19 protein-coding genes are annotated in these 23,303 nt (G+C 71.1%); 10 read left to right on the forward strand and 9 right to left on the reverse strand.

The genetic code is table 11. From position 1 onward, the window contains the following. Window positions 1–119: 119 nt before the first annotated feature. From ABZT04_RS11490 to ABZT04_RS11505, 4 genes are all read left to right on the forward strand, one after another. Window positions 120–668: a hypothetical protein gene (locus ABZT04_RS11490; RefSeq protein WP_356055525.1), complete on the forward strand. Its 549-nt coding sequence runs from the start codon at window positions 120–122 to the stop codon at window positions 666–668. 98 nt (window positions 669–766) lie between these two features. Continuing rightward, entirely contained in the window at window positions 767–1,627 is an 861-nt protein-coding gene (locus ABZT04_RS11495; protein ID WP_356055526.1) for a PaaX family transcriptional regulator C-terminal domain-containing protein, read from the forward strand. Between the two features lie 147 nt (window positions 1,628–1,774). Beyond that, a complete protein-coding gene (locus tag ABZT04_RS11500; protein WP_356055529.1) occupies window positions 1,775–3,127 on the forward strand; it encodes an alpha/beta hydrolase in 1,353 nt (450 codons plus the stop codon). A gap of 56 nt (window positions 3,128–3,183) precedes the next feature. Then, window positions 3,184–4,737 carry an MFS transporter gene (locus ABZT04_RS11505; protein WP_356055531.1) on the forward strand — a complete coding sequence of 518 codons (1,554 nt, stop codon included), beginning with the start codon at window positions 3,184–3,186 and terminating at the stop codon, window positions 4,735–4,737. A gap of 191 nt (window positions 4,738–4,928) precedes the next feature. Here the strand turns inward: ABZT04_RS11505 and dhaK are convergent, their stop codons facing one another. Both dhaK and ABZT04_RS11515 read right to left on the reverse strand, forming a co-directional pair. Then, complete coding sequence (gene dhaK / locus ABZT04_RS11510) at window positions 4,929–5,933, reverse strand: dihydroxyacetone kinase subunit DhaK (protein WP_356055533.1); 1,005 nt, start codon at window positions 5,931–5,933, stop codon at window positions 4,929–4,931. Beyond that, the gene (locus tag ABZT04_RS11515) at window positions 5,930–6,622 is read right to left on the reverse strand and encodes a restriction endonuclease (protein WP_356055535.1); all 693 of its coding nucleotides are present in this window, start codon (window positions 6,620–6,622) and stop codon (window positions 5,930–5,932) included. The genes dhaK and ABZT04_RS11515 overlap by 4 nt, the downstream gene beginning before the upstream one ends. A gap of 169 nt (window positions 6,623–6,791) precedes the next feature. On the opposite strand from ABZT04_RS11515, the gene ABZT04_RS11520 reads away from it, so the two are divergent. The 4 genes from ABZT04_RS11520 to ABZT04_RS11535 all read left to right on the forward strand — a co-directional run bounded on the left by ABZT04_RS11520 (window position 6,792) and on the right by ABZT04_RS11535 (window position 12,693). Then, a complete protein-coding gene (locus tag ABZT04_RS11520) occupies window positions 6,792–7,640 on the forward strand; it encodes an MIP/aquaporin family protein (protein WP_356055537.1) in 849 nt (282 codons plus the stop codon). Window positions 7,641–7,704: 64 nt separating this feature from the next. Next, window positions 7,705–9,222, forward strand: a complete 1,518-nt coding sequence (gene glpK, locus ABZT04_RS11525) for a glycerol kinase GlpK (RefSeq protein ID WP_356055539.1) — start codon at window positions 7,705–7,707, stop codon at window positions 9,220–9,222. Window positions 9,223–9,303: 81 nt separating this feature from the next. Continuing rightward, entirely contained in the window at window positions 9,304–11,016 is a 1,713-nt protein-coding gene (locus ABZT04_RS11530) for a glycerol-3-phosphate dehydrogenase/oxidase (protein ID WP_356055541.1), read from the forward strand. Between the two features lie 267 nt (window positions 11,017–11,283). Beyond that, entirely contained in the window at window positions 11,284–12,693 is a 1,410-nt protein-coding gene (locus ABZT04_RS11535; RefSeq protein ID WP_356055543.1) for an MFS transporter, read from the forward strand. Window positions 12,694–12,739: 46 nt separating this feature from the next. On the opposite strand, the gene ABZT04_RS11540 is transcribed toward ABZT04_RS11535, so the two are convergent. From ABZT04_RS11540 to lnt, 4 genes are all read right to left on the reverse strand, one after another. Further along, on the reverse strand, window positions 12,740–14,692 hold the full coding sequence (locus ABZT04_RS11540; protein ID WP_356055545.1) for a GAF domain-containing protein: 1,953 nt from the start codon (window positions 14,690–14,692) through the stop codon (window positions 12,740–12,742). Between the two features lie 75 nt (window positions 14,693–14,767). After that, window positions 14,768–15,571, reverse strand: coding sequence for a 3-hydroxybutyrate dehydrogenase (locus tag ABZT04_RS11545; RefSeq protein WP_356055547.1), 804 nt, complete (start codon window positions 15,569–15,571; stop codon window positions 14,768–14,770). A gap of 54 nt (window positions 15,572–15,625) precedes the next feature. Beyond that, on the reverse strand, window positions 15,626–16,105 hold the full coding sequence (locus ABZT04_RS11550; RefSeq protein ID WP_356055549.1) for an NUDIX domain-containing protein: 480 nt from the start codon (window positions 16,103–16,105) through the stop codon (window positions 15,626–15,628). A 77-nt stretch (window positions 16,106–16,182) separates the two neighbouring features. Next, window positions 16,183–17,793: an apolipoprotein N-acyltransferase gene (lnt, locus tag ABZT04_RS11555; RefSeq protein WP_356055551.1), complete on the reverse strand. Its 1,611-nt coding sequence runs from the start codon at window positions 17,791–17,793 to the stop codon at window positions 16,183–16,185. 234 nt (window positions 17,794–18,027) lie between these two features. Here lnt and ABZT04_RS11560 point away from each other — a divergent pair, with 234 nt between their 5' ends. Then, window positions 18,028–19,077: an O-antigen ligase family protein gene (locus ABZT04_RS11560; protein WP_356055713.1), complete on the forward strand. Its 1,050-nt coding sequence runs from the start codon at window positions 18,028–18,030 to the stop codon at window positions 19,075–19,077. A 16-nt stretch (window positions 19,078–19,093) separates the two neighbouring features. On the opposite strand, the gene ABZT04_RS11565 is transcribed toward ABZT04_RS11560, so the two are convergent. Both ABZT04_RS11565 and ABZT04_RS11570 read right to left on the reverse strand, forming a co-directional pair. Next, window positions 19,094–19,639, reverse strand: a complete 546-nt coding sequence (locus tag ABZT04_RS11565) for a hypothetical protein (protein ID WP_356055553.1) — start codon at window positions 19,637–19,639, stop codon at window positions 19,094–19,096. Window positions 19,640–19,745: 106 nt separating this feature from the next. Then, window positions 19,746–20,531: an aspartate/glutamate racemase family protein gene (locus ABZT04_RS11570; RefSeq protein WP_356055562.1), complete on the reverse strand. Its 786-nt coding sequence runs from the start codon at window positions 20,529–20,531 to the stop codon at window positions 19,746–19,748. A 57-nt stretch (window positions 20,532–20,588) separates the two neighbouring features. On the opposite strand from ABZT04_RS11570, the gene ABZT04_RS11575 reads away from it, so the two are divergent. After that, complete coding sequence (locus tag ABZT04_RS11575; RefSeq protein ID WP_356055567.1) at window positions 20,589–21,767, forward strand: glycosyltransferase; 1,179 nt, start codon at window positions 20,589–20,591, stop codon at window positions 21,765–21,767. A 3-nt stretch (window positions 21,768–21,770) separates the two neighbouring features. On the opposite strand, the gene ABZT04_RS11580 is transcribed toward ABZT04_RS11575, so the two are convergent. Then, window positions 21,771–23,066 carry a TerD family protein gene (locus ABZT04_RS11580; RefSeq protein ID WP_356055715.1) on the reverse strand — a complete coding sequence of 432 codons (1,296 nt, stop codon included), beginning with the start codon at window positions 23,064–23,066 and terminating at the stop codon, window positions 21,771–21,773. Between the last annotated feature and the right edge of the window lie 237 nt (window positions 23,067–23,303).

The following is a 23,303-nucleotide window of genomic DNA, read 5'->3' on the forward strand; positions in this document are numbered from 1 at the left end:
ACCGACGGCCCCGGCTGGTCTCCCCCGTCCAGCCGGGGCTCTTTCGTTCCATGGCGGCTTCGAGCGCTCCGGGACGAGGGCAGAATGGGCGGCACACAGCCGCTGCGGATGGGGAGTTCATGGACACGCGTACGTTCGACGCGCTGACGGAGTCGATGAAAAGCGCGTACGTCGCGGGTCTCGGTGAAGGTGCCGTGCCGCGCCCGGTCATCATGCCGCTCGTGGGCGGCCAGTTGGTCGGAGTGATCTGGCTGCGCCCGGTCAAGACCGGCGAGGACGCGCTCACCGCCATCGCGTCGCTCTCGAACATCGCCGCGGCGGCCGGTGCCGACGAGGTCGTCCTCGCCTGGGAGACCCAGGACGTCGCCACCGCCTGCGAGTTGCCCGTCGTCGGCCCGGTGCCCTGTCTCAACATGGTGCACGCCACGAAGGACGGCCATACGCTCCACCAGTTCCCGTACACCGAGGGCTCCGCGTCGACCGGGCCCCAGTGGGAACCGGCCCCGGCTCCCCAGCCCGGCGGCGAACTGGTGCCACCCGTCCGGGCCGCGGTCGACTACGCCTTCACCCCCATCGAACTGGACCACCCGTCCCCGTTCGGCGTCACGGTCGTCCTGATGGAAGAGGACGGCTACGTCCTGCGCCTGACGGAGGCGTTCGCCTTCTGAACGGCGATCGACAATAGAGGTCTGATCTCCCTCTGCCGTCAAAAATATGACCCACTTCGCGAGCCGGAGGCACCGCTTCTCCGTCCCGGGCCTACGCTGTGGCGGTGACCAGTGTCGATGTCGCCGCAGGACCCGCCGCCGAGAGCGGCCCCGAGCCGCGCACCCAGTCCCTGATGCTGACGTTCTTCGGCGCACATGTGCTGGGGCGGCCCATCGCCGTGTCGTCGGGCAGCGTGATCGCCGCCCTCGGACGGGCGGGCAGCAGCGAGGAGGCCGTGCGGACCACCTTGAACCGGATGGTCAAACGCGACCTGCTGGAGCGCCGCCGCCAGGGCCGGAAGACCTACTTCGGGCTGACAGCGCACGCCGTCCAGGTGCTGACGGACGGCAGGGACCGCATCTGGAGCACGGGTGCGGTGAACCGTGACTGGGACGGCCGGTGGACGATGGTGGGGTTCTCACTGCCCGAGGCATGGAGCCGCGAACGGCACGATCTGCGCTCCCGCCTGATCTGGGCGGGCTTCGGCCCCCTGCAGAACGGCCTGTGGGTGGCCCCGGCGCGTGTCGACGTCCGCGAGATGGTGGCCGGCCTCGGCCTGGAACCGTATCTGCGGGTGTTCCGCGCCGAGGTGGAGTCGCCCACCGACGTCCGTGAGGTGCTGGAGCAGGCCTTCGACGTGCCGGCCATCGGCGCACGGTACCGATCGTTCCTGGAGCGCTGGGACCGCACCGACCCCCTGCCCGCCGCGGCCTCCGGCGACGAACTCGCGGGTCAACTCCTGGTGCACACCGACTGGTTGGATCTGGTACGACGAGATCCGCATCTGCCCGCCGAGCATCTGCCCAGGGACTGGCCGGCCGCCCAGGCGGAGACCGTCTTCCGCGGTCTGGCCGGCCGCTGGGAGCGCCCGGCGGCGCGCGCGGCCGCACGGCTGCTGGACACCCTGACGCTGGACTGAGCCCCACCCGAGCACGTCCCCATGGGGACCCGTCCGCCTCATTATTGGTCAGTGTATTGACGGCAGTGAAAAAAGAGCCCTACATTCGCAGCGCTCTTCCAGCTCGCTCCCCCACCCGGTCCCCACACGACCCGCGGAGCCGCCGCCATGCCCCGACCCCGTCTCTCCACCCTCGCCGCCGCCTGCGCCACGGCCCTCGCCACCGCGCTGATCGGTCCCGCGACCGGCGCCCACGCCACCGCCGCCGGGCAGTACTCCGGCACGCTGGCCGACGGTGCCACCTGGATCGCGGACCAACCCGAGCAGTGGAACGGCACCCTGCTGCTGTTCAGCCACGGCTTCGGACCGGCCACCGCCGCAGACTCCCCCTCGCCCGCGGTCCGCCAGACCCTGCTGGACGCCGGTTACGCCCTCGTCGGCTCCTCCTACGACCCCAGCGGTTCGATGTGGGCGCTCGACTCGGCCGAGCGGGACCAGTTCGCCGCGCTCACCGCGTTCCGCCGACAGGTCGGCACACCGACCCGGGTCATCGCGGTGGGCCAGTCCATGGGCGGCCTGGTCAACGCGCAGATCGCCCGCGACGGAGCGGGGCGCGTCGACGGCGCGCTCGGCCTGTGCGGGCTGGTCGCGGGCGGCGTCGACCTGGACAACTACCAGCTCGACGCCGAGTACACCCTCGCCACGTTCTTCGACCCCGCCGACGCCGACGCCCTGGTGAACCTGGACAACCAGACCGACGCCGCGGCCTTGGCCGACCGGCTGACGCAAGCCGTGGAAGCCGCGCAGCAGACCCCGGCGGGACGCGCCCGGATCGCCCTGGCGGCCGCCTACCTCAACCTGGCCGACTGGGCACCCGGCCAACAGCCGCCCGCACACGGCGACTTCGCGGGCCAGGAGCAGCAGCAGTACACGTGGCTGGCTCAGGGCCTGCTTTCGTTCATCATCCCGGCGCGCTGGTCGGTGGAACAGTCCGCGGGCGGCAACACCTCCTGGAACAAGGGCGTCGACTACGCGAAGCTGCTGCGCAAGTCCGCCCACGCCAAGCAGGTCGAGGCCCTCTATCGGGATGCCGGACTCAACCTGCCGAACGACCTGAACCGGCTCACCAGCGGCGCGGACATCACCGCCGACCCGGCCGCCGTGGCCCGTCTGCGGCGGACCTCGACCGCCGGACAGAGCCTGGCCGTGCCGTTGCTGGACATCCACACCACCGCAGACCAACTGGTGCCCGTGGAACAGGAGTCGGCCCTCGCCGGGCGGGTGCGCGAGGCCGGCGACTCCGCGCTGCTGCGCCAGGCCTATGTGGCACGTCAGAGCCACTGCAACTTCACCACCGCCGAAGTCGTCGCCGCTCTGCACGCCGTGGAACACCGGCTGGACACCCGGCACTGGGACGACGCCGCCACCGCCGCCCAACTCCAGCGCGGCGCCGACGCGTTGGGCCTCGACGGCGCCGCCTTCACCGACTACCGGCCGAGCCGGCTGACCGGTACCCGCTGATACCCGAGCGCCTCCTCCCCGTCTCCGTTCCACGCACCTCAGGAGCCACCGTGTCCATGACGACCGAACCCTCCGTCAGAACCGCCACCGGTCCCGGTCTGACCACCGGCACCCTGGTCGCCGGTCTGCTCGCCGTCTGCCTCGCCCAGATCGGCCTCGCGATACCGGCCACCCTCAACGGGCTGTTCCAGTCCGACCTGAATCCGGTCGGCTCCCAACTCACCTGGATCTCCGACGCGTTCCTGCTCCCGGTCGCCGTACTGGAGCTGACCTTCGGCCTGCTCGGCGACCTCTTCGGCCGCAAGCGGCTGCTGGTCGGCGGCGCCGCGCTGCTGGCGGTGGGCGAGGTGGTCAGCGCCACCTCGTCCGGCGTCCACCAACTCTGGACCGGGCAGGCCCTGGCGGGCCTGGGCGCCGCCGCGCTGTTCCCGACCTCGCTGGCCATCCTGGCCGCCGGCACCACCTCACCCGCACAACGCGCCCGTGTCATCGCGATGTGGGCGGCGCTGCTCTCCACCGGCGGGTTCATCGCCCCGCTCCTGGGCGGCGTCACCGCCACCTACGGCTCATGGCGATGGTCCTTCGTCGTGGTCACCGCCATCGCCGTGGCCAGCGCCGCGGTCAGCGCGCTCTTCGCCGTCAACTCCAGTGCTCCGGAAGGTCGTTCACTCGACATCGCGGGCCAGGTCACCATCGGACTCGGCCTGTTCGCCCTCCTCTACGCCATCATCCAGGGCCCGACGGACGGCTGGGCCTCGCCCTCGATCGTGATCGCCTTCGTCCTGGCGGCCGTGTTCCTCGCTGCCTTCGTGCTGGCGGAGAAGCACGCCAAGTCGCCACTCCTCCGCCTGGACCTGTTCCGCAACCGAGCCTTCGCCGTCGCATCGGTGGTGGCCGTGGTGGGCATGTTCGCCTTCCTCGGCACCGCCTACTCCGTCAGCATCCGGCTGGGAGCGGTGCAGGACCAGGCCCCGATGCGCACCGGCCTGGCCTTCGTCCTGCTCAACGGCATCACCCTGGCGATGCTGCCGCTCACGGAACGGCTGTTGAGGAATGTCGCACCGGGGCTGCTCCTGGGCGCCGGGCTGTTGCTGATCGCGGCCGGTGACTACTGGGCAGCCACGCTGCCGATCACCGACAGCGCCTTCACCTCGCTGATCGTGCCGCTCGGTCTCGTCGGGCTGGGCTTCGCGATCACCGTCTCGTCGATCACGGCCACGGCCGTCAACACCGTGACGACGCACCTGGCCGGCATGGCGAGCGCCACCACCAACCTGCTGCGGGACTTCGGCTTCACCCTCGGCCCCGCCATCATCGGCGCCGTCGCCCTGAGCCGCGCGGCGACCAGCTTTTCCGCCTCCCTGCACGGCTCCGCCCTGCCGCCGGCGCTGAAGGGCGCTGGCACGGCCGTACTGGAAGAGGGCGGCCCCCTCGCGGTCAACGGCGCCTCGGCCGCCTCCCCGAAACTGGCCGACCTGCACCCACTCGCCCTGGACGCACTCGGCCACGGCTACTCGATCGGCTTCGTCGTCTGCGGCAGTGCCGCACTGTTCTCCGCACTGCTGGCCCTCGCCACACTCCGCGGCAGCAAGGCTTCCGCCGAGGACTGATCGCAGAGCGTTCCGAACCACCGTCCGCCCACGGTTCCCCCTCGCCGACCTTTCTCCGCGTGGTCCTGGAGAAGATCCGCTTTTCCAGGACCAGGACCGGATCCGGCACGCCCCGCAAGACGCCCCACCCAGCTTGAACTGGGTGCCGTCCGCCCGCTGGCCGGCTGTGACGATCAAGGACAGCAGGGGGCTCAGCGGCCCCAGCGCAGCGCGGCCGTCTGCACGGGTGCGTCCCACAGCCGCAGCATCTCCTCGTCGGCCCGGCAGAGTGTCACCGAGCAGCCCGCCATGTCCAGCGACGTCACGTAGTTGCCCACGAGCGCCCGCGCCACCGGCACGCCCCGGGCCTCCAGCAGCCGGACCACCTCGGCGTGGAACCCGTACAGCTCCAGCAGCGGCGTCGCTCCCATCCCGTTGACCAGGGCCAGTACCGGCCCATCGGCCGGAGGCACCTCCCCCAGCTCCTCGAGTACGGCGCCCACCGCGACCTCCGCGATCTCTCGGGCAGGCATCATCGCGCGCCGCTCTCGGCCCGGCTCGCCGTGGATCCCGACCCCGAGCTCCATTTCCCCGTCCGGCAGGTCGAAGGTCGGGCCTTCTTTCGCGGGAGTGCTGCACGCGCTGAGCGCCACGCCGAAGCTGCGCGAGAACTCGTTGACGCGCCGCGCGATCGCGGCCACCTGCTCCAGCGGTGCGCCCTCCTCGGCGGCCGCCCCGGCGATCTTCTCCACGAACAGGGTCGCCCCGGTGCCCCGCCGCCCGGCCGTGTACAGGCTGTCAGTGACGGCGACGTCGTCGTTGACCAGGACCTGCTCGACCCGGACGCCGTCCTCCTCGGCGAGCTCGGCGGCCATCTGGAAGTTCAGCACGTCCCCGGTGTAGTTCTTGACGACGAACAGCACGCCCTGCCCGGCCTCGACGGCGCTCGCCGCGCGCAGCATCTGGTCCGGGACCGGCGAGGTGAACACCTCCCCGGGACACGCGGCCGACAGCATCCCGTACCCGACGAACCCGGCGTGCAGCGGCTCGTGCCCGGAACCGCCGCCGGACACCAGCCCGACCCGCCCGCCCTCCCGCGCGTCTCGCCGTACGACCACCCGCCGCTCCACGTCCACGTTCAGCTCCGGGTGGGCGGCAGCCAGCCCCCACAGGGCATCGGCGACCACGGTCTCCGGACTGTTGATCAGCATTTTCATGGGACCTCCCGGGTGGAACCGGCGGCCGAGCCTCTGCCCACTGTCCTCACGGAGCTCAGGCATCGCCGGTGACAGGCGGGCGCATTCGCGATCGCACGCCCCATAAACAGTGTGCCGTCACGCCGTGGACATCCGCGATACGTGCTCGCCGCCGCCCGCCCCAGGGCAGGGGTTCGGCCAACGGTCCGGGCGGCCAGGGCGCCGCCGTCGGCGCAGACCATGCCGCAGGTGGCGGTGTACTCCGCGGCGGGTGCGGCGGCGGAGCTGGTGGTGACAACAACCGCCACGTCGGCCTCGTCGACGGCGAAGCAGGTGCCGCCGAAACGCCGCAGGTCCTGGGAGCCCACCCGGTTGCCGTCGGCGCAGTGCCTACCCGGGACGACGACGAGGAACCCGTCCGCGTTCGTCGCGACCACATCGGCGCCCAAGTCGGCTGCACCGCCGAACGCGGATACCGGTATGCATCCGCCCCGCGCGCACAGCGCGGCGACGTGTCCTCGAAGGCGTCGGCCGCGGGGCTGCGGACCCCAGGTCAGCGTGACCACGGACGCCGGCATCCCCTGACGCCTGGTCAACGGCCCTAGGGCGACAACCGGTTCGAGCGCCCGAGGCGCTCTCGCAGCCACTTGTCGGCCGGTGCTCTTGAGCTGGTGCAGAAGCGGCGGTCGCCATCGCAGCGGAACATGCATGACAGGCCCGAGCGTCTCCTGTCGGCGGGCGGACTCCCGTCTCCTCCATGGCCGGGCAGGGGGCAGTATCGCCCCGCACGCGTATGGCTCTCGCTGGTCCTACAATGATTTCTGGAGGACTCGGGGCAGTCGACTTGCCGACCTTCGGGCCGGCGGGAAGCGGGCACCCATGGCTGAGCGACTCAAGAGATCAGGACTGGTCGGCGAGCTTTCAGCGGAATTCGCCGGCACGTTGATCCTCATCCTCTTCGGTTGTGGCGTGGTGGCTCAGGTAGTCGCCGGCGGAGCTCTCACGAATCCGGCGGGCGGCCTGGGAAGCCACGACAGCATCGCCTGGGCCTGGGGCCTCGGCGTCACCCTGGGTGTGTACGTCGCGGCGAGGCTGAGCGGTGCGCACCTCAATCCCGCGGTGACCCTCGCGCTGGCGGCGTTCAAGGGGTTCCCGTGGAGCAAAGTGGCTCCCTACGCGCTGGCCCAGACAGCCGGCGCCTTCGTGGCAGCCCTGCTCGTCCGGTGGAACTACACCGAGGCGCTGGCGAAGGCGGATCCCACTCACACGATCAAGACGCAGGGCGTCTTCTCCACGCTGCCCGCCAACGGCAACCCGAACCTGCCGGTCCACGAATGGGGCGCATTCCGCGACCAGGTCATCGGCACCGCGATCCTGCTGCTGCTGATCCTGGCGGTCACGGACCTGCTCAACACGCCCCCCGGCGCCAACCTGGCACCGTTCATCGTCGGCCTGATCGTCGTGGCCATCGGCATGGCCTGGGGCACCAACGCGGGTTACGCGATCAACCCGGCCCGCGACTTCGGTCCCCGGCTGGCCAGCTTCCTCACCGGGTACGGCGGAGCGTGGCGAGATCAGTACGGGAACTTCTACTTCTGGGTGCCGATCGTCGGTCCGCTGATCGGAGGCCTGCTGGGAGCGGGCCTGTACAAGGTCTTCATCGGCCGGTTCCTGCCGACCGCTGAGCCGGAGCCCCCCGGACGGATCCCGGCCCCGGACGAGAACTGACCGGCTCCCGGGGTTGCCGTGATGAGCGGCTGCCCCGGGAGAGCCCAAGGAGAGGCGGCATCCCATGGCGGACTTCGTCGGCGCGGTGGACCAAGGGACCACCAGCACCCGTTTCATGATCTTCGACCATGCCGGCAACGAGGTGGCGAGGCACCAGCTGGAGCACTCACAGATCCTCCCGCGCTCGGGGTGGGTCGAACACGACCCGGTGGAGATCTGGGAGCGCACCAACTCGGTGATCCAGAACGCGCTCCGGCACGGAAACCTCTCACCGGAGGACCTGGCGGCCATCGGCATCACCAACCAAAGGGAGACGACCGTCGTCTGGGACCCGCGCAACGGCCGCCCCTACTACAACGCCATCGTCTGGCAGGACACCCGTACCGACTCCATCGCGGCAGCGCTGGACCGCTCGGGCCAGGGCGACGTCATCCGCCGCAAGGCAGGGCTGCCGCCGGCCACGTACTTCTCCGGCGGCAAGATCCAGTGGATCCTGGAGAACGTCGACGGAGTCCGCGAGGCGGCCGAGCAGGGCCATGCCCTCTTCGGCAACACCGACGCCTGGGTGCTGTGGAACCTCACCGGCGGCCCCGACGGTGGCGTCCATGCCACCGACGTGACCAATGCCAGCCGCACCATGCTGATGGACCTGGAGACCCTCGACTGGGACGACGAGCTGCTGGGCTTCTTCGGCGTGCCCCGGGCGATGCTGCCGACCATCAGCCCGTCCTCCCACCGGGAGGCGTTCGGACAGACCCGTACGTCCCGGCCGCTGCGGGCGGCCATCCCCATCACCGGCGTGCTCGGCGACCAGCAGGCAGCCACCGTCGGGCAGGTCTGCTACGCGCCCGGCGAAGCCAAGAACACCTACGGCACCGGCAACTTCCTGGTGCTCAACACCGGCACGGAACTGGTGCGGTCTCAGCACGGCCTGCTGACGACCGTGGCATACCAGTTCGGCGACAGCCCGGCGATCTACGCACTCGAAGGCTCCATCGCCGTCACAGGCTCCGCGGTGCAGTGGCTGCGTGACCAGCTGAAGATCATCAACGATGCCGCGGAGAGCGAACGCCTGGCGCGTACCGTCGAGGACAATGGCGGGATCTACTTCGTCCCCGCCTTCTCAGGCCTGTTCGCCCCGTACTGGCGTTCCGACGCCCGCGGCGCGATCGTCGGCCTCGCCCGGTACAACGACGGCGGCCACCTGGCGAGGGCCGCCCTGGAAGCCATCTGCTACCAGAGCCGCGACGTGGTGGAAGCCATGGAGCAGGACTCCGGCGTCCACCTCGACGTGCTCAAGGTCGACGGCGGCGTGACGGCCAACGACCTGTGCATGCAGATCCAGGCCGACGTCCTCGGCGTCCCGGTCAGCCGCCCGGTCGTCGCCGAGACCACCGCGCTCGGCGCCGCCTACGCCGCCGGTCTGGCCACCGGTTTCTGGCAGGACACGGACGAACTGCGCACCCACTGGCAGGAGTCCAAGCGCTGGGAACCCCAGTGGTCCGAGGAACAGCGCGAGGAAGGATACGCGGGCTGGAAGAAGGCGGTGGAGCGCACGCTCGACTGGGCCAAGGTCGAATAGGTTCCGCCGGGAGCGACCGAACGGGCCCGCCCGAGCCGCGTGCGCCGCCCGCACCCGCACCCGCTGCACGAGGAGGAGACCATGGCGAACTCGGTGGCTCTCTCGCCCGGCGCACGCGCGGAGGCCCTCGCCCGACTGGGAGAGGGCGAGCTTGACGTCCTCGTCGTCGGGGGCGGCGTCGTCGGCGCCGGCGCGGCCCTGGACGCCGCCACTCGGGGCCTGAGAGTCGGCCTCGTCGAAGCCCGGGACTGGGCCTCGGGCACTTCCAGCCGCTCCAGCAAGCTCATCCACGGCGGCCTGCGCTACCTGGAGATGCTGGACTTCCGGCTCGTCGCCGAAGCCCTGAAGGAACGCGGACTCCTGCTTCAGTTCCTGGCCCCTCATCTGGTGCGTCCGGTCCCGTTCCTCTACCCCCTGCGACACCGGATCCGGGAGCGTCCTTACGTCGGCGCCGGCGTGCTGCTGTACGACACCATGGCTGCCGCCTCCGGCACCTCCAGAGGTCTGCCCCACCACCGCCACCTGCTCAAGCGCCGAGCCCTGCTCGAGGCGCCCGCGCTGCGCTCCGACGCCCTGGTCGGCGCGATCCAGTACTGGGACGCCCAGGTCGACGACGCCCGGCACACCATGTTCCTCGCCCGCACGGCCGTCGCCTACGGAGCGCTGGCCGCCAACCGCACCCGTGTCAGCCGCTTCCTGCGGCAGGGCGAGCGGGTGGTGGGAGCCGCTGTCACGGATCTGGAGACCGGCGACGAGACAGAAGTGCGAGCCAAGCAGGTCATCAACGCGACCGGCGTGTGGACGGACGACACCCAGGCCCTCGCCGGTACGCGCGGCCAGTTCCACGTCCGCGCCTCCAAGGGCGTACACCTGCTGGTCCCCCGTGACCGGATCAATTCCCGCACCGGGCTCATCCTCCGCACCGAGAAGAGCGTGCTGTTCGTCATCCCGTGGGGACGACACTGGATCATCGGGACCACAGACACCGACTGGACACTCGACAAGGCCCATCCCGCCCTCAGCTCCAAGGACGTCACCTACCTGTTGGAACACGTCAACAGCGTCCTGGCCACGCCTTTGGTTCCGGAGGATGTCGAAGGCGTCTACGCCGGTCTGCGTCCCCTCCTGTCCGGCGAGGCCGCAGAAACCAGCAAACTGTCACGGGAGCACCTGGTCGCCCACCCGGTACCCGGTCTCGTCGTGGTGGCGGGCGGCAAGTACACGACCTATCGGGTGATGGCCAAGGACGCAGTCGACGAGGCGGCCCGCGGCCTGGACGAGAAAGTGCCCGACTGCGTCACGCAACGCGTTCCACTGCTCGGCGCCGACGGCTATCCGGCCCTCTGGAACTCCCGCCACAACCTCGCCGAGTCCTCCGGGCTGCATGTCGCCCGCATCGAGCACCTGTTGAACCGCTACGGCTCCCTGGTGCACGAGCTGCTCGCCATGGTCGAAGCCGACTCCTCGCTCGGCGAACCGTTGCCGAGCTCCGACGATTATCTGCGGGTCGAGGCCGTGTACGCGGTGACCCATGAGGGTGCCCGCCACCTGGAGGACGTGCTCGCCCGACGTACTCGGATCTCCATCGAGTCCTGGGACCGTGGTGTGGACGCGGCGCAGACCGTCGTGGAACTGATGGCGCCTCACCTGGGATGGGACCAAGCGCACCGGGACCGTGAGGTCAACCACTACCTGAATCGGGTGGCCGCCGAACGCGAGGCCCAGCAGCAGCCGGACGACCAGACCGCCGACGCGGTACGGCTCGGAGCCCCCGACATCATCCCGGTGCACTGAGTAAGGTCGGGGACTGAAAACGAGCGGGCCCTGAGCCCCTCCTGCCGCGCCCGGACGCAGCGCCCAATCACCCTGAACTGCGCGTCCCGGACGGCACTCGCTTCGACACCATCGATCCCCTGAACCGCCTTTCCATGAGCCGGCATGGCGGCCACACGCATAGCCAACCCCCGAACTATGTTGCCCCGCCACATGTGCGCCTGACCTGTGGATTCCTACGGTGTGGCTACACGCAAACGTCCCGTCACACCCCAGGAAGTGGTGCCGATGTCGTCGCCCTCAACCGCTCCACCGGCCCCGAACAACCTCAAACGCATCGTCGCCGCCAGCCTCATCGGCACCACCATCGAGTGGTACGACTTCTTCCTCTACGGCTCCGCGGCCGCGCTCGTCTTCAACAAGCTGTTCTTCCCGGACTCCGACGCGCTCGTCGGGACCCTGCTCTCCTTCCTGACCTACGCAGTTGGTTTCGCGGCCCGCCCGCTGGGCGCCCTCGTCTTCGGGCACTACGGCGACCGGCTCGGCCGGAAGAAGCTGCTGGTGCTGAGCCTGCTGCTGATGGGCGGGGCGACCTTCGCGATCGGTCTGCTGCCGACCCACGCGACCGTGGGAGCCGCGGCGCCGGTCCTGCTCACCGCGCTGCGTCTGGTGCAGGGTTTCGCGCTGGGCGGCGAATGGGGCGGGGCCGTACTGCTCGTGTCGGAGCACGGAGACGCGCGGCGGCGCGGATTCTGGGCGTCGTGGCCGCAGACCGGGGCACCCGCGGGCCAGTTGCTCGCGACCGGAGTGCTGTCCCTGCTGACGGCCGTCCTGTCGGACGAGGCGTTCGGCAGTTGGGGCTGGCGCATCCCCTTCCTGCTCTCCGGTGTCCTGGTCGCCGTCGGTTTGTGGATTCGTCTGTCTGTCGATGAATCCCCGGTGTTCCAGGAGGCGTTGGCACAGGCGGAGGCCCGCAAGGCCGCCGCGGCGGCTCACAGCACCGACACCGAGCAGCTCCCGCTCGTCTCCGTGCTGCGCCACCACTGGCGCGACATCCTGGTCGCGATGGGCGCGCGCATGGCGGAGAACATCAGCTACTACGTGATCACCGCGTTCATCCTCGTCTACGCCACCACCTCGGCCGGAGTCTCCCGGCAGACGGCGCTGAACTCCGTGCTCATCGCCTCCGCCGTCCACTTCGCCGTCATCCCGGCCTGGGGCGCGCTGTCGGACCGGATCGGACGGCGGCCCGTGTATCTGCTGGGTGCGGTGGGCATCGGGCTGTGGATGTTCCCGTTCTTCTCGCTGATCGACACCGGCGACTTCGGCGACCTGGTCCTCGCGGTGACCGTCGGACTGGTGCTGCACGGCGCGATGTACGCGCCCCAAGCCGCCTTCTTCTCCGAGATGTTCGCGACCCGGATGCGCTACTCCGGCGCTTCGATCGGCGCCCAGTTCGCCTCGGTCGCGGCGGGCGCCCCCGCCCCGCTGATCGCCACCGCCCTGCTCGCCGACTACGACAGCTCGACCCCGATCGCCCTGTACGTGATCGCGGCGGTCGTCCTGACGCTGATCGCGGTGGGCGCCGCCAAGGAGACCCGCCACCGCGACCTGACCGATGTCGAGGCCACCACCGGCGACCGGCCCGCGACCGCGGCCTCTCCCGCGGAGGGCACCGCGGACGCACGCACCACCTGATCACCCCGCGCCGCACCGGCCCTCGTATGCCTCGCGCACACGAGGGTCACCGCCGCACCGGATCAGCCAATACCCGCAATCTCAGGGCAAGTTGAATCTCCAGCGCGCGGCCCGGGTCCTGCCAGTCCGCGCCGAGGAGCCGGCCCACGCGCTCCAGCCGCTGGGCCACCGTGTTGACGTGAACGTGCAGGTCGTCCTTCGTCCGGGCGGGGCTCATGCCGCAGGCGAAGTACGCGTCGAGCGTGCGCAGCAGATCCGTACCGCGCCGCTCGTCGTAGCGCACGACCTGGCCGATGGTGCGCTCGACGAAGCCTCCGACGTCCCGGTCCCCGGCGAGGAGCAGTCCGAGGAAGCCGAAGTCCTCGGCGGCCGCGCCGTCTCCGGAACGGCCCAGCAGACGCAGGGCGTCGAGGCAGCGGCGCCCCTCCTCGTAGGCGGCGGCCACGGCATCGGGGTCGGCGGCGAGTTTCCCGACCGGTGCGGAGGCGCCGACGGTGACCGCTTCGTGGACGGCCGCTCCCAGGTGGGCCGCGGTTCGTCGGGCCAGGTCCGTGGCGGTGTCGCCGGAACCGAGGGGCAGCAGCAGGACGGTGCCGCCGTCACGGGAGGCGGCCAAGCCGTGCCGGGTCCCGGCGAGATGGGAAGCGGCGGACCACAACCGTCTGCGAGCGGCGGCCTCCTGATCGGCGTCGGCAGCCGTGCTGTCGAGGCGGGCGGCGAGTACGACGTGGACGGCGTCCAAGTCTGCGTGCAGCCGGGCTGCGCGCTCCCGCAGCAGGCGCGGGTCGCGGTCGCGGGCGTCGAGCAGGTCGTCCAACAGCTCGCCGCGGACGCGCTGTTCGGCCTCGGCGGCCGACCGCCGGGCGAGCAGCAGCAGGGAGGTGACCATGGCGGCGCGTTCCAGGGTGCGTTGGTCGACGGGGTCGAGGCCGGGGTGTCCGCGCAGGACGAGCGCGCCGAGCAGTTCGCCGCCCGCGGCGACGGCCGCGATCCAGTCGTCCCGGTGCCGCACCGCGTGCCCCTCGGCGCGGGACGTCTCCAGGGCTTGCGTCGGCGTGGCGTCGGTCTCGGTGAACTCGACCACTCCGTCGAGGACTTGGGAGACGGCGGCGGCCACGTCGTGGACCCCGCCGCCGCGCAGGACGAGTTCGGCGAGCCGGTCGTGGATGTCCGAGGCGCGCTCGATGACCCCGCTGCGGTCCTGGATGATCTCGTTGGCGCGCTCCAGCCCGGCCAGGGCCGCACGGGTCTCGGTCAGCAGGTTCGCGGTGTCGATGGCGGCCGCGGCGAGCGCGGCGAAGGAACCGAGCAGCGCGATCTGCTCCCGCTCGAAGACCCGCGCCCGCCGGTCGGCGGCGAACAGCACCCCGATGACACGGTGCCCGAGCATCAGCGGCACACCGAGAATCGCCACCAGCCCCTCGTCCCGTACCCCCGCGTCGATGGTGAGGGTGTGCTGGAAGCGGTCGTCCTTGAAGTAGTCGTCGGTGACATACGGCCGTGCCGTCTGGGCCACGAGTCCGCCGAGGCCCTCGCCCATGCCCAGGCGCAGTTGCTGGAAGCGGGCCGCGACCGAGCCCTCGGTCACCCGCATATAGGTGTCACCCCTGGCCGGGTCGTTGAGACTGAGGTAGGCGACGTCGGTGCCGAGCAGGGACCGGGCACGCTGGACGATCGCCTGCAGTACGGCGTCCAGGTCGCGCAGGCCGGCGAGATCATGGGCCGTCTCGAAGAGCGCGGACAGCTCGGCCTCACGCCGTCGGCGTCCCTCCAGCTCCGAACGCACGCGCAGCGCGAGCGACTTGGTGTGTTCGAGTCCGGCGATCAGCTCGGCCGGTCTTCCCTCAGCACGGGCGAGCAGCACCGGCTGCTCGTACGCGTCGGCGGAGGCACCCCGGGCCAACAGCTCCAGGAACGGCGCCTCGGCACTGCTCGACCGCGCTCCGGCACCGGTGACGGTGGCGGAACGCTCGGCGGACTGCACGTGATCGCTGGACATGCTCACAGGATTCCCCATCGCCGGGCCGGCCGGTCAGGCCTGTGGACAACTCGAGATCGCCTGCGCACAGGCGGTTCAGTGGGCAGTCCACCCGCCGTCCAGCACCAGTGAGGTGCCGGTCACGAAGGACGCCTGCGGGCCGCACAGATAGGCGACGGCCTCGGCGACCTCCTCCGGTTCGATGAGCCGTTTGACCGCGCTGTCCTTCAGGAGCACCTCGGTCAGTACGCGCTCCTCGGGGATGTCGTGTGCCTGTGCCTGGTCGGTGAGTTGTCGCTCGACGAGTGGGGTGCGCACATAGGCGGGGTTCACACAGTTCGAGGTGACGCCATGGGGTGCGCCTTCGAGGGCGGCGGTCTTGGAAAGTCCCTCCAGACCATGTTTGGCGGCCACATAGGCGGACTTGAAGGCGGAGGCGCGCAGCCCATGGACAGAGGACACATTGACGATCCGACCCCAGCCCTGCGCGTACATATGAGGGAGGGCACCACGGATGAGCCGGAAGGGCGCCTCCAGCATCACGGTGAGCACCGTGTGGAAGACGTCGGGCGGGAACTCCTCGATGGGGCGCACCAGTTGCAGCCCCGCGTTGTTCACCAGGACATCCGTGCCGGCGGCGGCGTGCTCGGCCGCGTCCAGGTCCGTGAGGTCGAGGACGTGCGGCTGGACGGTGCCCGCGAGGTCCCGCGCCTGCTCGGCGAGTGTCTCCAGTCCCGGGGCGTCCACGTCGACCGCTCTGACCTCGGCCCCGGCGGCCGCCAGCCGCAGCGTGCAGGCACGGCCGATGCCTCCGGCGGCACCGGTGACCAGGGCCGTGCGGCCACCTAGGTCAAGGAAAGGAGTGGCGTGGGAGCCCTCAAGGGCGCTGGGCGCGGTCATAGGCCGAGCCTAGACAGCGCCCCCGTCCCTCCACATATGGGCCAAGCACATACTTCAGTCGGAACCCATGGTGTCAAACCATGTGGGTGCATTCGCCAGGGCCTGCTTGATCCGGAACAGTTGGCTATCACTGATTTCGGGCAGCGCGTCCAGCTCGAACCAGCCGACCTCCAACGACTCGTCGTCGTTCACGGTCGCCTCGCCACCGACGGCCCGGCATTGCAGGGTGATGTCCATGAACTGGCAGGCGTCACCGTTGGGATAGCTGATCGGCCCCCCGGCCTTGACCAGGACGACCCGCTCCGCCACGCACTCGACGGCCGTCTCCTCGAACACCTCGCGCACCGCGCAGGCCGCGGGCTGCTCCCCCGGCTCGGGAATGCCGGAGGGCAACGCCCACTCGTGGTTGTCCGACCGCTTGCCCAGCAGGACCCGACCCGCGTCGTCGAAGACCACGGCGCTCACCCCGGGAAGCCACAGCAGTTGGTGACCCGCGGAAGCCCGGATCGTACGGATGAAATCAGGAGTAGCCATGGTCCGACCCTAACGGGACGATCCATGGCCACTCCATGAACTGCAGTGCGCACATCGGGCGTACAGCAGGCGTACGGTTACGCGTCACCCGCGCGCCGTCGGCGCACACCCGCGCCGATCGCCCAGCCGAGGCCGCCCGCGGCGAGAAGCACCAGGGCCATCTCGGGCAGGGTGCCGAGCTTCGTCGCCGGTGTCTCCGAGGACCGCAGCGGCACCCTCTGGACCAGGGAGTCGGCCACGAACATGCCGGTCTTCTGCGTGATCTTCCCGTCCGGCATGATGATCGCGCTGACTCCGCTGGTCACCGGGACCGTGACGGTCCGGCTGTGCTCGACGGCGCGCACCCGGGACATGGCGAGCTGCTGGTAGGTCATCTCGCTGCGGTCGAAGGTCGCGTTGTTGCTCGGCACGGAGATCAGTTGGGCGCCGTCGGTGACCTCGGACCGCACGGCCCAGTCGAAGGCGGCCTCGTAGCAGGTGACCAGGCCGATCTTGGCACCGTTCATGGTGAACACGCCCGGCTTGGTGCCCCGGCTGAAGTCCTGACGGACCATGCTGGTCCAGTTCTTGTTGATGGCTCCGAGGAGCGAGCGCATCGGGAGGTACTCGCCGAACGGCTGGATCTGCCGCTTGTCGTAGGTGGAGGTCGGGCCCTTCACCGGGTCCCAGAGGATTTGCTCGTTGTAGAGCTTGCCGTCCCGTTCGACGACACCGCCGACCGAGATGGGCGCGCCGATCGCCTTGGCCGCGTCGTCGATGTCGCTGTATGCCTGGGCGTCGGCGAAGGGATCGACGTCGGAGGAGTTCTCCGGCCACAGCACCACGTCGGGCTTGGCGACCTTGCCCGCCTTGACCTCGGCGGCCAGCCGCAGGGTCTCCTTGACGTGGTAGTCGAGGACCGCGCGCCGCTGGGCGTTGAATTCCAGTCCCGCGCGCGGGACGTTGCCCTGGATGACGGCGACGGTCGTGGTGCCGTCCTCCGCCTTGTCGCTCACCAGGGACCGCGCCGCCACCGCGCCCACCACGGGCACGGCCACGCTCAGCAGGGCCACGGTCGCGGCGGACCGCCGTACGACACGTGTGCGCCGGCCCTCCAGGACGAGGCGCACGATCTCGTAGAGGGCGAAGCCGCACAGGACGACCGCGAAGCCGAGGACCGGGGTGCCGCCGACTGCGGCGAGCGGCAGGAAGACGCCGTCGGCCTGACCGAACGCGATCTTGCCCCAGGGGAAGCCGTGGAAGGGGGCACGCGCGCGTACCGCCTCGCCGGCGATCCACAGCGCCGCCGCCCACAGGGGCCAGGCGGGCAGTTTCGACACCGCGGTGATGCCCGCGCCGACCAGGGCGACGAAGATCGCCTCGACCGCGACCAGGGCGAGCCAGGGCCCGGGGCCGACCTCCACGCCGGTCCACACCAGCAGCGGCAGCAGGAATCCGAGGCCGAAGAGGTAGCCGAGTCCGAGTCCCGCCTTCCAGCTACGGCCGCGCAGCACCCACCCGAAACAGGCGAAGGCGGGCAGCGCCAGCCACCACAGGGTGCGGGGCGGGAAACTGACGTAGAGCAGCACTCCGGAGAGCGCGGCTACGGCGGCCGGGACCAGGCGGACGAGGCGGGCCGGGCGCGATGCGGGCGCGGCCGGTGGCTCCAGTTGGTCCGACTCGTCCACGGAAGTTGCGGTGACGGTCACTCCGGGAGTGTACGGCGGTCGACCTTGGCGCCGACAGCGCGGTCCGGACGGCGGACCGGGCACTGAACTGGGCCGCAGCCGTATCGTTCCTGCGCAACTCGTGCGCAAATCGGTCATCAGCCGTTACGGTGTGCCGGAGCCTCTGTCGTCCGGTCTGTCCAGGCCAGGACGGCCGGGGCCGTCACTGGTCGGGGGCGGCCGGGTTCAGGGGGCGGCGGGGTGGGATCCACGGGGATGGCGTCGGCGACCGGTCCGGACGCCGACAGTGAGAGACGAAACGTTTCGGACGCGGCGGGCATCGTCGTGCTCGGCGCGTGTGCCGCGTGGTCGCTGATCACCGCCGCCATGCACGACGGCCGGCCCGAGGGCGTCCTGCTCGCGGTCCTCGCGGTGGCCGCCGGTTACTCGTCGGGGCGGATCTCCGGGGCGCTCGTGCCGGTCGCGGCGCCCTGTGCCGGAGCGTTGGCCGGACTCGGCCTGGCGCTGGCCGAACCGCGTCTCGCCCCGGGCCCCCAGTTCGCCGTCCCGCTCGGCCACGCCGGAGCCACCGCGGCCCTGCTGACCCTGGCCGTCGGTTCCGCGTGCTGCGCCGCCTGGGCCGCCTCGGCTCCGGCACCGCGGCTCGCACTGGGACTGCTGGCCGCCGGGATCACGGTGACCGCGGCCCTCCTGGGGTCGATCACCGGATTCGTCATGTGTACGGCGGTGCTGCTCTGCTCGCTCGCCGCCGGCCGGATGGAACACCGGGGTCTCGGTGTCGCGGGTCTGGGCCTGGCCACCGCGCTGGTGACGGGAGCGGCTTGGGCCGTCGCCGGAAACCTACTGCCGGACGGGCTCACCGAGTCCCTGGAGGGCCAGCTGACCCCGCACCGGGTGCAGCTCTGGCAGGACGCCCTGCACATGGCGCATCAGGATTCCGCCCTGGGGGTGGGTCCGGGGCGCTTCGGAGAGCTGAGCGGCGCGGCGGCCGAGGCCCTGCTGCCGGACGGCAAGCCGCATTCCGCGCCGCTTCAGATGGCGGCCGAGCAGGGAGTCGTCGGCGTGCTGCTGCTGGCGGCGGCCTTCTGCTGGGTGCTCCACGCGCTGTGGCGCACTCCGCGCTCCACCCCGATCGCGCTCACCGCGGGGGCCGCGCTGACGGGGCTCGCGCTCGTCGCCTCGGTCGGCAACGCGCTGAGCTTCACCTCGGTGTCGGTCGGCGCAGGTTTCCTGGCAGGGCTGGCCACGGCCCACCCGATCGCCGACGAGGGCCCGCGCACGCGTGGCGACCGATCGGCGCCCTGAAGGACGCGGGAAGAGGTCAGTGCACCGCGCCGGGCATCGGCGGCACCAGTCGGTCCGTGATGATCCGTACGGCCGTCTCCGCGTTGTCCACGGTGATCGTGAACGTGTGTCCGTCCCACAGCCGCAGCACGATGCCCTCGCCACGCCGTACGACGACGGCGGTGCCCTTCTCGGGCCGCCAGCGGTAGCCCCAGCCGCCCCACTGGCGCGGGGTGACGTGCGGGGCGAACTCGGCGCCCGCGACGCTCGCGAGGGGGATACGGCGGCGCGGTACGCCGATGTGGCCGCAGCGCACTTCGAGGGAGTCGGTGTCGACCTTCAGGGCGACGTGCACGAAGGCGAGTGTGCCGAACAGCATGAGCAGTCCGGCCGCGATGCACCCGACGACGGACATCACGAGCGGGGCGATGCCGGACGTCCAGGTGGAGTCCACGGCCAGTTCGATGCCGAGCGCCATGCAGGCGGCACCGGCGAGCGCCAGCAGCCACTGGAACCGGTTGGTCGCGCGCCCGGTCCAGACCTCGGTCCGCGGGGCGGTTTCGTCGCGGGGGTGGTCCCTCATGCCTACGAGACTACTCAGGTTTCGCTGCGCGGGTACCGCGTCGCGGAGGGTGACCGTTTTGTGTGACACCTCGGTGGACGCACGGCCTCCGCTTCGTCGCCGGTGGTCAGTGGGCCGGTGCGGTGGCCCGCAGCAGCCGCCCCTCGGCGTAGGTCGACGCGGCAGCGGGCAGGGCGCCCTCCCGTCCGTTCAGGAGGACCGTCAGGGTGCCCTCGGCCGGTGCCTGGGGAGCGGGCTGTGCACCGATCCGGCGCAGCGCCTGGGCGGCCACCGCGTCCGCCGAACCATGCAGGACGAGCGGCGGGCGGTCGGGGCGCTGCACGGCGGCCCGGATGCGTTCGGCGACCAGTTCGTAATGGGTGCAGCCCAGGACGACGGTCGTTACATCGTCGGGCGTGAGCTCGGCGGCCGCGGCGACGGCCACGTCGATGGCCGCCTCGTCCCCGTGCTCCACCGCTTCGGCCAGTCCCCAGCAGGGGACCTCGGCCACCGGAACGCCGTCGGCGAAGTCCGCGATGAGGCCGCGCTGGTAAGGGCTGCCGGTGGTGGCGGGCGTCGCCCAGATCGCGAACGGCGTGCCGCCGGCCGCGGCCGGCTTGATCGCCGGGACGGTGCCGATGACCGGGATGCCGGGCTCCAGGCGCTCGCGCAGGGCCGTCAGGGCGTGCACGGTCGCGGTGTTGCACCCGATGATCAGGGCGTCGGGTGCGTACGCGGCGGCGGCCTCGGCGACGGCCAGCGCGCGCCCGGTGACGTCCTCCGGTGTCCGCGGTCCCCAGGGCATCCCTTCGGGGTCCAGCGAGAGCACGAGATCCGCGTCGGGGCGCACCCGCCGTACCGCCGCGGTGGCCGCGAGAAGGCCGATTCCGGAGTCCATCAGCGCGATCTTCACCCGGTCACGATAGACGATGGCCCCTGTAGGCCGGCCCCCGTGGGGCAGACTGCGGCCGTGAGCACCGTCGTGTGGATCGCCGCCGTATCACTCGCCGCCTGGCTGTGGCTGCTGCTCTGCCAGGGCTTCTTCTGGCGCACGGACATCAGACTGCCGGCCCGCAGCGACCCGGACGACTGGCCGTCGGTCGGTGTGGTCGTCCCGGCCCGCGACGAGGCCGCCGTACTGCCCGAGAGCCTGCCGTCGCTCCTCGCCCAGGACTATCCCGGGCGGGCGGAGATCTTCCTTGTCGACGACGGCAGTTCGGACGGCACCGGGGAGCTGGCCCGCGAACTGGCGGCCCGGTACGGCGGGCTGCCGCTGACCGTGGACTCCCCCGGTGAACCGCCCGCGGGCTGGACGGGGAAGCTGTGGGCCGTGCGGCACGGCATCGGTCTGGCACGCGCGCGTGGCCCCGAGTACCTGCTGCTGACGGACGCGGACATCGCGCACGCCCCGGACAGCCTGCGGGAGTTGGTGGCGGCGGCCCGCGCCGGCGGTTTCGACGCCGTGTCGCTGATGGCCCGGCTGCGCGTGGAGAGCCTGTGGGAGCGCCTGGTGGTGCCGGCGTTCGTCTACTTCTTCGCGCAGCTCTATCCGTTCCGCCGGATCGGCCGGAAGGGGACCCGGACGGCGGCCGCGGCGGGCGGCTGCGTGCTGCTGCGCGCCGAGACGGCCGAGCGGGCGCGGATCCCGGACGCCATCCGGCACGCGGTGATCGACGACGTGGCGCTCGCGCGTGCGGTCAAGGGCGGCGGGGGCCACATCTGGCTGGGGCTCGCCGAACGGGTGGACAGCGTGCGCCCCTATCCGCGGCTGCACGACCTGTGGCGGATGGTCTCGCGCAGCGCGTACGCGCAACTGCGGCACAACCCGCTGCTGCTCCTGGGCACCGTCCTCGGCCTGGCGCTGGTGTATCTCGTGCCGCCGGTGACCCTGTTCACCGGCCTGGCCGTGGGGAGCCCGGCGGCAGCGGTCCTCGGCGGGCTCGCGTGGCTGGTGATGACGGGGACGTACGTCCCGATGCTCCGCTACTACGGGCAGCCGCTGTGGCTCGCTCCCCTGTTGCCGTTCACCGCGTTCCTGTACCTCCTGATGACCGTCGATTCCGCGGTGCAGCACTACAGGGGACGCGGTGCGGCCTGGAAGGGCCGCACCTACGCGCGTCCTGACGCCGTCGTCGGTGACGAGGGCTGAGGCTCACTTGCGGCCCGGGGTCCAGTTCATGCCCCACCCGTAGACGCGGTCCACGGTCCGCTGCGGGCTCACCCCTCGGTCCGGGACGAGGTAGCGGGCCTCGCGCTGGACGACGAGGTCGCCGCCGGTGTTGGTGATCAGGGCGAGCGCGCACACCGTGGAGGGGACCGTGCACTCGTCGAGCGAGAAGTCGATCGCGGCGCCGTGCTGCGGCTGGAGGGTGACGGTGGCGTGCAGGTCGGCGAAGGAGCGCGCGCCTTCGTAGATGGTCACGAAGACGAGGATGCGCCGGAAGTCCCCGATGTGGTCCAGGTTGACGGTGAGGTTCTCGCCGCTCGCCGACGCGCCGGTGCGGTCGTCGCCGTCGAGGTGGATGTACGGCGGCCGTTGAAGGGATCCGTACGCGTTGCCGAGGGCTTGGACGACTCCCTTGCGGCCGTCGGCGAGTTCGTACAGGGCGCACAGGTCGAGGTCGAGGTCCGCGTGCATCGCGACCGCGCGGCCGCGTTTGCTGCCCCAGCCCGAGAACTGCTTGCGCACCTCCCAGTTGAGGTTCACGCGCAGGGCGCCCGATGTGCCGCCCTGCTTGGTCAGGGAGACCGAGGGGGCCGCCTTGGTGAGCGTCACCTTGGTCAGCCGGACGGGGGCCGAGGGAGGGGGCGGGCTCACCGGGGGCGCGGGCGGAGGTGACGCGGTCACGGGAGGCATGACGGGCGGCGGGGGCAGGTTCACGGGTGGTCCGGACGGCGGTGGCATGGTGGCGGCCGGTGCCGTCTGCTGCGGTTCGTCGACGGTGATCCCGAAGTCGGTCGCGAGACCCGCGAGTCCGCTGTCGTAGCCCTGACCGACGGCCCGGAATTTCCAGGCGCCCTGGCGGCGGTAGAACTCGCCGAGCACGAAGGCGGTTTCGGCCGTCGCGCCCGCGCTGTCGAAGCGGGCGATCGCGGTGTTCTGCCCGGCGTCCCGGACCTCGATGTACAGATCGGGGACCTGGCCGAACGTTCCGCCGTCCGCCGATGCGGCGAGGACGACGCGGTCGACGGCGGGCTCCACGCGCGCGAGGTCGACGAGCAGGGTGTCGGTCACCCGGCCACCGGCGTTCCCCTTGCCTTCGTGGCGGACCGCGCCGGAGGAGTGGGCCGGCTGGTTGTAGAAGACGAAGTCGCCGTCGGAGCGGACCTTTCCGTCCACCAGCAGCAGCGCCGAGGCGTCCGCGTCGGGGACGCCGGGCCCTGGCCGCCAGCCCAACTCGACGCGCAGTGCCGTCGTCGGCACCGGCACATTCGACCCTTTCGGCATTGACATGTCTGCCCCCATCACGTGTCACCGTGCCAGGACACGCCCCGGCAGCCCATCGGGTGTCTACCCGCACAACCTATTCTGCGGGGCGTCGAACGCCCATGTGGGGCGCGGCTACTCCGGCGACCAACCGCTGGTAACCCGCCGGGAACTCGGCCTTTACACGATCAGAACACCGATCGATGCCCTTTTTTGCCAAGTTCGCTCGCATTGGGGATCCCGTGCCACCCCCGACAC

Origin of the sequence: Streptomyces sp. NPDC005492 (assembly GCF_040605995.1) — a bacterium.
Taxonomy (GTDB): Bacteria; Actinomycetota; Actinomycetes; order Streptomycetales; family Streptomycetaceae; genus Streptomyces.